Below are 13,475 nucleotides of genomic sequence, written 5' to 3' on the forward strand. Positions count from 1 at the left end.
TCCGTCCCCATTCTTTTTATACCAAATGCTGTGCTATTTTAACACTTTATCTGTTAAAACACAAGCCCCCAAGCCTTCCCAAGGAATACTATTGACGTAGTCTTGGTTATACTATATAATATAGGTAACAAGTCGGTGAAAACAGAACCGATTGAAGCGGAGCGAGGCATGGCGCACGGCTCTTTCCATTCGGTTCACTCGTTTCTGCAGGCCTCGCTCCGCTTCGACCGGCAGCTATGTACAGAAGCCCTCTACGAGGACTGTTTTATTACCTATACCGTGCCTCGAAGAGGCGCAATCTTCCTGTAGCCGTGAGTCGAAGCAGAGCGAGGCCTGCGGTCTGTGGTCGTGTCTTCCTTATTATTTAAGCCATCCTTGCGCGCGATACCAGGCGAGGGTTTCCGTCAATCCCTTCCGAAGGTCATACGCTGCTTGGAAATGCAGGTCGCGTTGGAGCGGAGTGATGTCGCATATCCAGTTCCGTTGTTTTAAGATATAATACTTGTCGGAGTTGAGGGTGACGCTTTTGTGCATCCAGCCTCCGATGCGTTCTAACAGGATGCAGGCGAGATGCACCAAGGGCATCGGGATACGGGCATGCCAGACGTGCCGCTTGGGCAGCAACTCTTGGATAAGCCGGGCGAAAGAAGCATCGGTATGCACATCGCCATCCGCCACAAAATACTCCCGGTTTCGGATATCCTCTTTCTCCAACGCATCTAACGCTACGCGTGCCAAGTCTTTTACATAAATGAAGGTGATGCGTTGCGGCGTCATCCCCACGGTGAAATCGAATCCAGCCTGGATGCTCTGGATTTCGAGGAAATAATCCCGCTCACCCGGACCATATACGCCCGTCGGACGGAGAATGACATAGGGAAAAGCAGTCTGGCTGCGGACATAACGTTCGGCCAAGAGTTTGCTTTTCCCATAAGCGGTATTCGGATGAGGCTCGTCGGTCAGGCGAATAGGCGTGAAGTGTATCTCATCGCCCATGCCGAAGCTGCTCAGGCTGCTCATCAGCAAGAACTTTCGGGGAGGACACGCTTGGGCCAAAGCCTGGAGGAAACGGCGCGTATGCTCGGCATTCACCTCGAAGAATTGGCGTTTGTCGGGCGTTTTGGTCAGGCCGGCGTTATGCAACACATAGTCCCAGCCGCCATGCTCCTTGCGGAATGCCGCCAACTGTTCGGTCAGCGTCGTTTCCTCTTGATACGTTAACTCGATGAAGCGGATGCGCGGGTCTTGCAAACGAGCCCGGCTGCTATGTGCCCGGATACCGGCCCATACTTCATACCCTCGTTTCAAGGCTTCCTCTACCAAAAAGCCACCAATGAAGCCACTGGCTCCTGTAATCAATATCTTCTTGTTCATTCTTCTTCGTTGTTCCTTATATAATAGATGTAATAATACCAAAGCAACCCAATCCAGTTGAGGACGACAATGGTCAGCATCCAAAGCACCTTCTGCTTTTTACTGATGAATGGGTTTTGCGAGACCGCCTTGCATCCAAACAAAATGACGGCTATGCCGACGATGTACCCCATTTCAGGTAATCCTATGAAAGCAAGCGGGGCGGTCATGGTTCGTGTGGAGCGGATGGATGGTTCTTTAATACGCGGTGCGGCAGGTTACCATGCCCGACCAACTCAATCGGACAGGCGTAATTCTGGTCCAGCCAGTCCGCGGCAATATCGGTCCCTGCGTGGTAATGGAGCGTCTCGTTGACGCAAGCAATGTTCTTGACCATCGACAACACCGTACCTATATCGTGCGAAACCAATACGACCGCGCTCTCGTGGTTAATCTCTTCCAGCAGTTGGTAGAATTTCGATTCGAACCGCTTGTCTACATACGAGTTCGGCTCGTCTAATATCAACAATTCCGGGCGGGAGACAATCGAGCGTCCCAACAATACGCGTTGCAATTGGCCGCCGGAAAGTTCGGCAACCGAGCGATGTGCCAAGGCTTCCAGTCCCATTTGGCAGACAACCTCTTCGATGCGTTGCTGTTGGACTGTATTATATCCCCGGAAACGAGGCTTCTCGGCAGCCAGTCCGGAGGCAATGACTTCGTGTACCGAAATCGGGAAACGACGGTCTATCTGGCTCATTTGAGGCAAATAACCTATCTTTAAACCCTCTTTCCGGTGTATTTCTCCTGCTTGAGGAGCTAATAACCCCAGTATGACTTTCAGCAAGGTGGTCTTGCCGCCTCCGTTCGGGCCGATGATACCCAGGAAGTCCTGTTCGTAGACCGTTAGCGAAATATCCCGCAAGACGGTCTTACGGTCGTATCCAGCAGTGAGGTGTATTAATTCTATCAACTTATTCATTTTCTGTCAATGCTTTAGCCAATTGAAGCATACTTTCTTTCCAATCGTAGGCCAGCGGATTGATGCGCACCAGGCGACAACCTGTTTCCTTTGCAATCAGTTCCGCGTTCTTTTGGTCGAATTCCTGTTGGATGAAAACGACCTGCACCTGTTGCTCGCGTGCGGTCTGGATAAGCGTAGCCAATTGAGCCGGCGAAGGCTCTTTTCCGTCCAGCTCAATACAGAGCTGCGTCAACCCGAATTCGTGTGCGAAATAGGTGAGGGCCGGGTGGTAAATGATAAAGGCCGTCCCTTGCAAAGGAGCTAACAGATGGCGTACCTCCGCCTCCGTTTGCGCTATATCGACTAAAAGAGAATCATAGTGTTGTTGATAAAGCGCTTGATGTGCGGGTGCTAACGTGCTCAGCGCGTCGCGGACGTTGGCTGCTATCACGCGTGCTCCGTGGAAAGAGGTCCATACGTGCGGGTCGGTAGCCCCATGGGAATGCCCGTCTGCCTCTTGCGCTTCCTGGTTTTCAAGCAGGTCTATACCGGCAGAAAGGTCAAATACGTGCATGTGTGGATTTTGTTCCTCCAATCGCTTCATCCAAGCCTGTTCGAACCCGATGTGTCCGATGCGGAGGTAAGCTTGGCTTTGGCTTACTTCGGCAAGTTGTTGCGGCGTTGGGTCGTATGTCTCAGGACTTTGTCCCGATGGCGTGAGGCAATTCACCCGAAACGTTCCACCGGCTATCCGGTCTACAAAATAGCGTTGCGGTTCGATGGTTACGGAAATCAGCGGTTCTTCGTGTGTAGCCGTGTGGCACGAGGTCAATATACCCCATAACCCTAATATCCAAATAAATACTGGTAAATACTTCATTTCGTCCAAATCCTTTCGCGCAAAGGTAGGGAGAAAAATTGGAATATGAAATGCCCAAGCCGGATAAGTACATACCTTTTCTCCGCTACCCGGAGGTGTATAGCTACGGGCGGCATAGTAACGTTACTACGGATGCCATAGGAGCATTCCTACGGGTGTCGTAGGAGTACAACTGTGGGTACCGTAGGAGTATTACTACGAAGGTAGGAGGAAAAAAAGAAGGCTGCGGTCTTTCACAAGAGCGCAGCCTAAACACATTAATTATATCTTAAAACGTAAATATAAAAACAGTTTATTCTTCGTTTGCCGTTAAATCTGTTTTATCGCCTAACTTCTTGATGCGATGCTTTTGGATTTCGTAAGCGATCGGTGTGGCGATAAACAACGTCGAGTAGGTACCAATGATGATACCCAACAAGATCGCGAACGTAAAGCTACGGATGGTGCTACCACCCAAGATGAAGATACAAAGCACCACGATAAGAGTCGTGAGTGATGTATTGAATGTACGCGAGAGCGTAGAGTTCAGGGCATCGTTGATGACGCGATACCGGTCTCGCTTCGGATAAAGCTGGATGGTCTCGCGGATACGGTCGAACACCACCACGGTATCGTTAATCGAATAACCGATAATCGTCAAAATAGCTGCAATGAACGTTTGGTCTACCTCCATCGAGAAGGGCATGAACTTCCATAACAACGAATAACAAGCAATGATACAGAGTGTAGCCACTGCTACAGAAGCAAAGGCGCCGACCGAGAAGGATACATCGCGGAAGCGTAACAAGATATAAGCAGCCATACAAACCATGGCGAAGATAACGGCCAGGAAGGCTGCATTCTTAATGTCATCCGCCATCGACGGACCTACCTTTTGCGAGCTTTGCACGTAGTCGCTCGTGAACTGGTCGAGCGTCACGCCATCACCCAAAAGCGGTTTCAAACCTTCGTATAGCTTCGATTCGATGTCTTGGTCTACGTTCGGGTCAGTATCCGTAATACGGTAGTTGGTCGAGATGCGGACTTGGTCGGGCGTACCGATCGTGATAACGCTTACAGCCCCATCCAATTGCGGTTCCAACATATTGCGTACCTCTTCTGTATTGACATTCTGGTCGAAGCGCACGATATAGTTACGACCTCCGGTGAAGTCGATACCATTGTTCAAACCTACCGTAGCCATCGAAATAGCACCCAATACGATGATACCTACCGGGATTAAATAACCCACCTTGCGAGCACCTAAGAAGTTCACCTTCGGATTGCGAAGCAGGTTCTTGGTAATGCTTGTCACGAAAGTTACATGGTTCAGCTTGTTCTTCGCCAAGAGTGATTCGTATACGATACGTGTCAAGAATACGGCTGTCAGGAAGTTTGCCAACAAACCGATAATCAACGTCGTGGCGAAACCTCGGATAGGACCTGTACCGAAGTAGAAGAGGACAATACCCGTAATGATAGAAGTCAAGTTCGAGTCGAAGATAGCCGAGAAGGCATTGCTATATCCATCGGCAATGGCACGGTTCAGACCTTTGCCCGCCCGGAGTTCCTCTTTCGTACGTTCGTAAATCAACACGTTGGCATCGACCGCCATACCCAGCGTAAGCACCATACCGGCAATACCCGGCAACGTCAATACGGCTTGGAACGAAGCCAAGACACCCATCGTGAAGAAGATATTCAATATCAACGCACCGTCGGCAATCAAACCCGGCAATACGCCATAAAACGCACACATGTAAAGCATCAATAATACCAACGCGATAGCGAACGAGATGAAACCGGCGTTGATAGCTTCTTGTCCTAACGACGGACCTACGACATCTTCTTGTACGATATGTACAGAAGCCGCCATCTTACCTGATTTCAACACATTTGCCAAGTCTTTGGCCTCTTCCGGCGTGAAATGACCGGTGATAGAAGATTGTCCGTTTGGAATCTCGCCTTGTACATTAGGCGCAGAATAAACCATACCGTCCAATACAATCGCAATGGCATTACCCACGTTTTCTTTGGTCAGACGCGCCCAAGCTTTTGCTCCTTCAGCATTCATGGTCATGCTAACGACCTGTTCCGTACGTCCGGGTTGTTGGCTGAAGTCTGCACGTGCATCAGTTACCACATCACCACCCAAAGCTGGCGAACCGTCGCGGTTTGTCACTTTCAAAGCATATAATTCGAAGAACTGGCCTTTTTCATCGATAGCCTTCACGCCGAATTTCAACGAGAGGTTACGGGGCAGGGCGTCTTTTACCTGCTTCATGTTGAGGTATTCCGTTACCTTCGCCATATCCGAAGACTTTACATAGCCAACGATAGGGCTGGGTACCAATTGCCCGTTATATTGGTTGAGTTGCAAGACAGCGAACAACGGATGCTCTTTCGCAAACTCTTCTGCTGTTTGGTCTTGTTGTGTAGCCTCCGGCGAATCTTGAATCTGTGCTAATAACGAATCCGTTTCGCTGGTAGCTTCTTTCGGAGCCGTCACCGAATCCGCTTTGGCTACAAGCGCCTGGGTTGAATCCGCTTCTGCGCTGGTTGACAAAATATTGGCCAAAGCAGCATCGGCGGCGATCAATTGCTGGTAGATTTCCGGTAATTTATATGTCTCCCAGAATTCCAAATTGGCACTACCTTGCAACAATTTGCGCACACGTTCCGGCTCTTTTACACCAGGAAGCTCGACTAAGATACGTCCGGCCGTTTCCAAACGTTGGATGTTTGGGGCAACCACACCAAAGCGGTCGATACGCGTACGCAATACGTTAAATGAATTGTCGATAGCGCTCTGCAACTCCTCTTTCAACACGGAGATGACTTGTGCATCGGAACTCTGCGGTGTAATTTTGTCTTTTAAATCGAATGTACTGAAAATTGTAGCCAACCGACCACCCGGTACTAACGCCTTGTATTCGTCGGCAAATAAATCGATAAAATCTTTTTGGCTGGTGGCTTGATGTGCGTACGCCAAATCCAACGCCTTGTTGAAATTTTCGTCCGGGTTATTGTCGGACAACGAGCGGACAACATCCGGAACACTCAATTCCAGTACGACGTTCATACCGCCTTTCAGGTCCAAACCTAAACTAATTTCCATCTCTCGGCATTCTTTGAGCGTATAGCCCAACCATACCTTTTCAGTAGATAGCGAGTCTAAATACTGACTCTCTTTTACAGGGTCACCTCCGGCATAGTCTGCCGCTTTTTTGTTATACCAATTCGTTATAAACGAGAACGATAGGTAAAACAAGCAAACAAGCGTCAGCAACACGGAGAAGACTTTCACAAATCCTTTGTTTTGCATCTGAACTTATTATTTTTGTTATTACTTATTTTGTTCGCCTTTTTTCTCAGGCTGCAAAGATAGAGTTTTTTTTCCTGATTAAGAGTAATTAGAATAATTATTTCCCAAATAAGTGCTTCATTCAGGAAGCAAATATTTATCTTTGGCGAAAAATTTAATTGTATTATTTCATGAAACAGCTATTACTTTTACTCGCCTTATGCCCGTTATTGCTTTGGGCTCAAGATGATGAGAAATATCTGGCGGGCGCAGTGCCGGTCGAAAACGGCAAAGTCGTATTCTCGAAAGAGATTCAAGTACCGAATCAGACAAAACAACAAGTGTATGAAACAGCCTTAGCTTGGGCGAACCAACGTTTCACGGGCGAAGATATGCGCGTGGCGTATCAAAATCCGGAGGCGGGAGAACTCGCCGCTACAGGGAAAGAGTATATTGTCTTTTCCAGTACGGTACTTTCATTAGACCGTGCGTTGATGTCGTATCAAGTACGGATTCGGACGGCGGATGCGCTTTGTTCGATTGAACTGACCAATATCCGTTACGAGTATAACGTTTCTTACCAGCGTGACCCGGAACGCTATGTGGCAGAAGAGTGGATTGTAGATAAATATGCTTTACGTAACGAAACGAAATTGAATCGTATTACGGGTAAATTCCGCCGTAAGACAATTGATTTTGCCGATGAACTCTTCCAGAGTGCCGCAAAAGCTTTCGGACAATCGGATGTCCAAGTGCAACCTGCGCCTCAAGAGAAGGCTACTCTGGCCAATACAGCGGTAAACGAATCCAAATATAACGATAAATCCAACGAATCACAGGCATCACCTGCTGGATTTACCGCGATGGATGTCGCCAGCATCCCTTCTACTTTGAAACAATTAATGCCGAAGAGCACGTTGCGTATTAAGATGGCGGACAACAATATCACGGATTTAGGTGCAGAATGGAAGGGTTTTGGCAATATGTTTGGCAAGAATATCGCTTCGGTATCGGTAGATGCTGAGGGTGAATTTAGCCAACAGGTAAAAGACGGAGAGGTATATACGCTCCAATTCTCGTCGGACGATGCTGTCTGGATGATCATAGAATGTAGCAAACAGGGTGAGACGCAAGAGGGCGGACGAACGACCATTGTCGGCGAAGTGCTCCATGTCTGGGTTAAATAATCAAATTGCATGCGGACGTTTATATTATATATAGGTATGCTTTTACTTCCTGCGCTGGTTGTGGCGCAGGGGAGTAAAGGCAAAGTCGATGGATGTGCACCAATGAAAGAGGGTAAGGTGTGCTACGTCGACGAGGTGGATATGGACGGCATGAGCCAACAAAAAATCTACGAAGGCATTAGTCGTTGGGCGAAAAAGAATTATGCCAAAGATATTTTCCTCTCGAATGTCGTGACGAATAAAAAGAAGAAAACGGTATTTGTAAGCTCGAAGGTGGAATTATTGCTGAGCGATACGGAGAAAACCATCGTCAGCTACAAGCTTTCTATTCTTTGTGAAGAGGGCAAGTACCAGGCGACCTTGACCGATATTACTTACCAATACGACCCCAATCAAGAGAAAAAGTACCGCAATATACCGGCTGAAGAGGTGATTGCAGACGAAGGTAAGGGCAATAAGATTACCCAAATCAAGAACCCGCGCCTCTTTTGCGATGCGACTTACTTCTTTGCCGAGAACCTTTTTGGGGAAGTTTTCAACTCGTTGGACGAAGATGCAGAGGAATAGTTGAACCATTTGCGGACTTGGGTTGTTATATCAACAAATGGTTTTAAAGAAGAATGCATATGAAAAAGTTTTTGATTTTACTATGGGTCGCTCTTACGTTTCCTTTTGTACAAGCGCAAGAGTTTCATTTCATGCCGAAGATTGGAATGAGTTTCGCTAACTTGACGAACTCGGAAGGCAAGATGGCACCGGGATTGAATGTAGGTGTAGCGGCTGAATTCCCTGTATTTGATAGTTTTTCTATCGAACCCGGTGTCTATTATTCGATGCAAGGGACGCGGTCGTCTTCTTATGTCGGCATGGGAGATATGCGTGTCGGAGGTGATGTAACCTTTGATATGGATTACATCAATATTCCTATTTACGCGAAATATTACGTCTACGAAGGCTTTCACCTCTTTGCCGGTCCGCAATTTGGGTTCAATGTCCATAGTAGTGTCAATGTAGATGCGCGCGATTTCGAAGGTTCAGGCGACAATATTGATATCAAAGATGCCGTAAACACGTTCGATTTTTCCATCGGTATCGGTGCAGGCTATCAATTTGATATGGGATTGAACATCGCAATTAACTATAATATCGGATTGACACATGCTTTAAAGCAAGCCGACTTCTCGGATTTAGGCATTGATGCCGACGAATGGGAAGGTTGGAATGATTCATTCCGTAACAGTGTCTTGCAGATTAATTTAGGCTATCGCTTTTAGCGATTTTCCTATTTTTAGCTACGCGTAATTTTAATCACAGGCCGTCTCTTCCAGGAAGAGGCGGTTTTTTATGCAAAAGCCCCGGAGAAAATCTCCTAACCAAGCGATGAAAACTTCCTTTTTTGCCTATCTTTTCTTCACGCATCGTCGATATTTATATATCTTTAGCCTAAAGATACACAAATATCGACGATATTTGTATAAATATCGTCGATACGTGGAGAATTGTCCGTTGATTCGGGAATTTTTCTCGCCTTGTTTGGAGGTTTGAGTAGGGAGTTTGGAAGATTTGAACCCATATTCACAAGTTATAAACAAGAAAAGTTGTATATTTGCACGTTTTCAACAGTTCAGGTAAGTTATCAACAAAGCCGATAAGTTTTCAACCAAAATACGCGGTTTTGGTTTTAATTGATTAGCTTTGCACCCTGAATAAATTAGGGTTAACGAAATATATGGGAAAGATTATTGCTTTAGCAAATCAGAAAGGCGGCGTAGGCAAGACGACTACCGCAATCAACTTGGCCGCATCGCTGGCCGCTTTGGAAAAGAAAGTACTGGTTGTTGACGCAGACCCGCAGGCAAATGCCTCCTCTGGCCTGGGTATTGATATCCGGAATGTGGAACTTTCCATTTATGAATGTTTGATTAATGGCGAAAAACCGGAGGATGCGATTGTGCATACCGAAGTGGATGGCTTAGATGTCATGCCTTCGCACATCGACTTGGTAGGGGCCGAAATAGAGATGTTAAACATACAAGGGCGCGAACAGATATTGAAACGGATGTTGGTGCCGCTTAAGACGGATTATGATTACATCTTGATTGATTGTTCGCCTTCGTTGGGATTGATTACGGTGAATGCGCTTACGGCGGCAGATTCGGTCATTATCCCGGTTCAATGCGAATACTTTGCGTTGGAAGGTATCAGTAAATTGTTGAATACAATCAAGATTATCAAGTCGAAGCTGAACCCATCGTTAGAGATTGAGGGTTTTCTTTTGACGATGTACGATTCGCGTCTTCGTTTGGCCAACCAGATATACGAAGAAGTGAAGCGTCCGTTCCAAGAGATGGTCTTCTCGACCGTTATTCAGCGCAATGTGAAGCTAAGCGAAGCCTCCAGTTATGGCAAGCCGGTATTGCTTTATGATGCGGATTCGAAGGGTTCGCTCAATTATATGCAATTAGCCCAAGAGCTGATTGACAAGAATAAAGGAAACGAATAATTAATAATTAGCCTAAAAATGAAGCACGTCTACGCACGTTGTTCATTTTTAGCTTTTAATTTTGACGGATAATATGGTATTGAAAAGATCGGCTCTGGGCCGAGGATTGGATGCTTTAATTACGATGGACGACGTGAAAACGGGCGGTTCGTCGTCTATTAACGAGATTGAGTTGGATAAAATCCAGCCCAATCCGGAGCAGCCGCGTGCGGTGTTTGATGAAGAAACGCTCGGCGAACTGGCTGCCTCTATCCGCGCACTGGGTGTTATTCAGCCGATTACGGTCAAGGAAATAGGGCCGGAGCAGTATATGATTATCTCCGGCGAACGGCGTTATCGTGCCTCGAAAATGGCAGGACTTCAAGCTATTCCGGCTTATGTCCGCACGGCGGCCGACGATAATGTGGTAGAAATGGCGCTTATTGAGAATATCCAGCGGGAAGACTTGAATGCCATTGAAATCGCTTTGGCATACCAACGTTTGATAGAAAATTATGGTTTGACCCAAGAGCAATTGAGCGACCGCATCGGGAAGAAGCGTGCGACGATAGCCAATTATCTTCGTCTCTTGAAGTTGCCGGCCGAGATTCAGGTGGGTTTGAAAGATAAGCGTATAGATATGGGACACGCCCGTGCGTTAATTCCAGTCGAAGATCCGGAAGTGCAGCTGGCCCTCTACGAACAAATTTTAGCGGAAGGTCTTTCTGTACGTAATGTGGAAGAACTGGTGCGTACGATTTCTGATGGTGGAGAACTTCCTGAATCTTCGAAGAGTGAGCAGAAACCCAAGAAAGAGGCGCTCCCAGAAGAGTTTAATTTGTTGAAAGAACATCTCTCGCGCTTCTTCCAGACGAAAGTAGATTTGGTTTGTAATAAAAAAGGAAAAGGAAAAATCACGATTCCATTTGCTTCTGAAGAGGAGTTGGAAAAGCTGATCAGTCTATTGGATACCCTCAAATGATATACCGGATTCTGTTAATTGGGATATGGATGTGCCTCTCTGTATGGAGCTATGCACAAGATAATAATAAGGAGATGCAGGTCATTGCCGTAGATTCGTCGCGGATGGAAACGGCGGCTGATTCTACGGTCCGTTCGGTTGTGCAACAGGCTGATTCCTTACCTTATCCTAATTCCATAGAGATGGCTTTTAAACCAGACCCAAAGAAAGCGGTACTTTTGGCGTTAGTGCCCGGATTGGGGCAGATTTATAATCGGAAGTTTTGGAAACTCCCTATTGTTTATGGTGGATTGATGGGATGCGTATACGCGATTACGTGGAATAATAAGACGTATCAAGATTATTCGCAGGCCTATTTCGATATCATAAACGATTCAATGGATACGTCGTTGACGCCAGACGAGTGGCACGATAGCTGGCAGAATTTTCTGAGTAGTAGTGCTAATCCGGAAGATTACATCAACAACGACCAATTCCAGCAATTGTTACAACGCGGGAAAGATCGCTACCGGCGTTATCGCGACTTGAGCATTATTATTATGGTGGGTGTCTATGCGCTTTCTATTATCGACGCGTATGTGGATGCCCAATTGTTCGATTTTGATATTACCCCCGATTTATCCATGCACTGGTCTCCGACGGTGACGCCTCGTACGGCTTACAGTGAGCGGATGTATGGCGTGAATTGGAGTTTAAAATTCTAACAGATACGATGAAACGATTGATTCTTTTCGGCTTATTGATGGGTAGTAGTCATATAGCAATAGAGGCGGCTCCGGAAGAGGAAGACACGACGTTCTCACCTGATTCGATTGTAGAAGCGGAAGTGGGTTTGATTCCTGAAAGTTTGGATGCCGACGTGGATAGTTTGTTGCGTTCATGGCATGTACAATATTTCACCAAACGGGATGATTATTGCCACGACGATGAAGAGAACGTTTATTTCCCCGATTCGGTGTATGCCGACCGGCTTTCGCGTCTTCCGGCTATGATTCCGCTTCCCTATAATAATGTGGTACGCGATTGTATCGATTTGTATACCGAGCGTCGTCGCGGCCTGGTGCGCTACATGCTGGGCATGGCAGACTATTATTTCCCGATTATTGAAAAGATATTGGATAAGCATGGGCTTCCGTTGGAACTGAAATACTTGGCCGTTGTAGAGAGCGCGTTGAATCCGGTCGCTCTTTCACGCGTGGGAGCTTGTGGTCTCTGGCAATTCATGCTTCCGACAGGCAAACAGTATGGGCTGACGATTAATAGCTTGGTCGACGACCGTCGAGACCCGGTGAAAGCGACCGAAGCAGCTTGTGAATATTTTAAAGACATGTACGCGATTTACAAGGATTGGAGTCTCGTGATGGCTTCCTATAATTGCGGACCGGGCAATGTGAACAAGGCTATCAAACGATCGGGCGGGAAGACGAATTTCTGGGACATTTTCCCCTATCTGCCTAAAGAGACGCGCTCGTATGTACCGCTCTTCATCGCGGCCAATTACGTGATGAATTATTATTGCGACCACAATCTTTGTCCGCTGGAAACGGATATCCCTTTGGCCACGGATACGATTCACATCCATAAAATCCTGCATTTGCAGCAAGTGGCAGACGTGCTCGGCGTGGATATGGCGCAACTGCGTGCCCTCAATCCTCAGTATAAGCGCGACATTGTCCCCGGTCATTCAGCAGAAGAGGCGGTACTGAAGCTCCCAGCTGCTCAGACGTATGCTTTCATCGACCACGAAGACTCCATCTATGCCTACCGCAAGGCGGAACTCCTGCCGGATTATATGATTACCGTTAGTGGAGGGGCGACACCCGGTGCCGCCACCCGCGAGCAAATCACGCATATTGTCCTTCGGAACGAGAATATTTACACGATAGCGAACCGCTACGGCGTGACGGCGCGTGACATCAAGAAGTGGAATCGTCTCTCGTCGAACCGATTGCCACGCGGCAAACGATTGAAACTTTATGTCGACAATGGAGGTGTCTTGCTGAGCGAAAAGTCGGCATCGAATGCAAAGAAAAACCATACGGCGACCTTGCAACAGGACGGATACATTGCGCATAAGGTCAAATCCGGCGAGTCGCTCTATTCCATCGCCTCCCAATATCCGGGTATCACGGCGCAGGATTTGCGGAAAGCCAACAAACTCCGCACAACGACCATCCAGCCCGGGCAAGTCCTGAAAATCCCGAGAGGGTAAGACTTTCGGTCACTGTCCGAAACCGTCGCTGGCACCAAATGGGACTTTCGGTCACTGTCCGAAACTGTCGCTGGCACCAGCGGGACTTTCGGTCACTGTCCGAAACCGTCGCTGGCACCAAATGAGACTTTC

At 47.4% G+C, this 13,475-nt stretch carries 13 protein-coding genes; 8 read left to right on the top strand and 5 right to left on the bottom strand.

The features are described from left to right. Window positions 1-135: 135 nt before the first annotated feature. Window positions 136-309, top strand: a complete 174-nt coding sequence (locus B5F77_RS15735; protein WP_162607988.1) for a hypothetical protein — start codon at window positions 136-138, stop codon at window positions 307-309. A 51-nt stretch (window positions 310-360) separates the two neighbouring features. On the opposite strand, the gene B5F77_RS10870 is transcribed toward B5F77_RS15735, so the two are convergent. The 5 genes from B5F77_RS10870 to secDF form a co-directional block, all read right to left on the bottom strand. Next, a complete protein-coding gene (locus B5F77_RS10870) occupies window positions 361-1,374 on the bottom strand; it encodes an NAD(P)-dependent oxidoreductase (RefSeq protein ID WP_087330683.1) in 1,014 nt (337 codons plus the stop codon). Beyond that, on the bottom strand, window positions 1,371-1,547 hold the full coding sequence (locus tag B5F77_RS10875; RefSeq protein WP_239446297.1) for a hypothetical protein: 177 nt from the start codon (window positions 1,545-1,547) through the stop codon (window positions 1,371-1,373). Before B5F77_RS10875 ends, B5F77_RS10870 begins: the two co-directional genes overlap by 4 nt. A 32-nt stretch (window positions 1,548-1,579) precedes the next feature. Then, the gene (locus tag B5F77_RS10880) at window positions 1,580-2,335 is read right to left on the bottom strand and encodes a metal ABC transporter ATP-binding protein (protein WP_087330687.1); all 756 of its coding nucleotides are present in this window, start codon (window positions 2,333-2,335) and stop codon (window positions 1,580-1,582) included. After that, entirely contained in the window at window positions 2,328-3,197 is an 870-nt protein-coding gene (locus tag B5F77_RS10885; RefSeq protein ID WP_087330689.1) for a zinc ABC transporter substrate-binding protein, read from the bottom strand. The genes B5F77_RS10880 and B5F77_RS10885 overlap by 8 nt, the downstream gene beginning before the upstream one ends. 292 nt (window positions 3,198-3,489) lie before the next feature. Continuing rightward, on the bottom strand, window positions 3,490-6,501 hold the full coding sequence (gene secDF / locus B5F77_RS10890; RefSeq protein ID WP_087330690.1) for a protein translocase subunit SecDF: 3,012 nt from the start codon (window positions 6,499-6,501) through the stop codon (window positions 3,490-3,492). 170 nt (window positions 6,502-6,671) lie between these two features. On the opposite strand from secDF, the gene B5F77_RS10895 reads away from it, so the two are divergent. From B5F77_RS10895 to B5F77_RS10925, 7 genes are all read left to right on the top strand, one after another. Then, window positions 6,672-7,667, top strand: a complete 996-nt coding sequence (locus tag B5F77_RS10895; RefSeq protein WP_087330692.1) for a DUF4468 domain-containing protein — start codon at window positions 6,672-6,674, stop codon at window positions 7,665-7,667. A 9-nt stretch (window positions 7,668-7,676) separates the two neighbouring features. Beyond that, complete coding sequence (locus B5F77_RS10900; RefSeq protein WP_087330694.1) at window positions 7,677-8,234, top strand: DUF4468 domain-containing protein; 558 nt, start codon at window positions 7,677-7,679, stop codon at window positions 8,232-8,234. A gap of 59 nt (window positions 8,235-8,293) precedes the next feature. Next, window positions 8,294-8,941 (top strand): porin family protein, encoded by a 648-nt coding sequence (locus B5F77_RS10905; protein ID WP_087330760.1) that lies wholly within the window; start codon window positions 8,294-8,296, stop codon window positions 8,939-8,941. A gap of 455 nt (window positions 8,942-9,396) precedes the next feature. Further along, entirely contained in the window at window positions 9,397-10,170 is a 774-nt protein-coding gene (locus B5F77_RS10910) for an AAA family ATPase (RefSeq protein ID WP_087330696.1), read from the top strand. Between the two features lie 73 nt (window positions 10,171-10,243). Further along, complete coding sequence (locus B5F77_RS10915; RefSeq protein ID WP_087330698.1) at window positions 10,244-11,131, top strand: ParB/RepB/Spo0J family partition protein; 888 nt, start codon at window positions 10,244-10,246, stop codon at window positions 11,129-11,131. Further along, window positions 11,128-11,835, top strand: a complete 708-nt coding sequence (locus B5F77_RS10920) for a DUF5683 domain-containing protein (protein WP_087330700.1) — start codon at window positions 11,128-11,130, stop codon at window positions 11,833-11,835. Before B5F77_RS10915 ends, B5F77_RS10920 begins: the two co-directional genes overlap by 4 nt. An 8-nt stretch (window positions 11,836-11,843) precedes the next feature. After that, on the top strand, window positions 11,844-13,343 hold the full coding sequence (locus B5F77_RS10925; protein ID WP_087330702.1) for a lytic transglycosylase domain-containing protein: 1,500 nt from the start codon (window positions 11,844-11,846) through the stop codon (window positions 13,341-13,343). Window positions 13,344-13,475 lie beyond the last annotated feature (132 nt).

Source organism: Parabacteroides sp. An277, assembly GCF_002159645.1.
Classification (GTDB): domain Bacteria; phylum Bacteroidota; class Bacteroidia; order Bacteroidales; family Tannerellaceae; genus Parabacteroides.

Coding starts and splice junctions, on each gene's coding strand:
- B5F77_RS10915 (WP_087330698.1), top strand. CDS start 10,244: ATGGTATTGAAAAGATCGGCTCTGGGCCGAGGATTGGATGCTTTAATT.
- B5F77_RS10900 (WP_087330694.1), top strand. CDS start 7,677: ATGCGGACGTTTATATTATATATAGGTATGCTTTTACTTCCTGCGCTG.
- B5F77_RS10920 (WP_087330700.1), top strand. CDS start 11,128: ATGATATACCGGATTCTGTTAATTGGGATATGGATGTGCCTCTCTGTA.
- B5F77_RS10885 (WP_087330689.1), bottom strand. CDS start 3,197: ATGAAGTATTTACCAGTATTTATTTGGATATTAGGGTTATGGGGTATA.
- B5F77_RS10880 (WP_087330687.1), bottom strand. CDS start 2,335: ATGAATAAGTTGATAGAATTAATACACCTCACTGCTGGATACGACCGT.
- B5F77_RS10905 (WP_087330760.1), top strand. CDS start 8,294: ATGAAAAAGTTTTTGATTTTACTATGGGTCGCTCTTACGTTTCCTTTT.
- B5F77_RS10910 (WP_087330696.1), top strand. CDS start 9,397: ATGGGAAAGATTATTGCTTTAGCAAATCAGAAAGGCGGCGTAGGCAAG.
- B5F77_RS10875 (WP_239446297.1), bottom strand. CDS start 1,547: ATGGGGTACATCGTCGGCATAGCCGTCATTTTGTTTGGATGCAAGGCG.
- B5F77_RS10925 (WP_087330702.1), top strand. CDS start 11,844: ATGAAACGATTGATTCTTTTCGGCTTATTGATGGGTAGTAGTCATATA.
- secDF (WP_087330690.1), bottom strand. CDS start 6,501: ATGCAAAACAAAGGATTTGTGAAAGTCTTCTCCGTGTTGCTGACGCTT.
- B5F77_RS10895 (WP_087330692.1), top strand. CDS start 6,672: ATGAAACAGCTATTACTTTTACTCGCCTTATGCCCGTTATTGCTTTGG.
- B5F77_RS10870 (WP_087330683.1), bottom strand. CDS start 1,374: ATGAACAAGAAGATATTGATTACAGGAGCCAGTGGCTTCATTGGTGGC.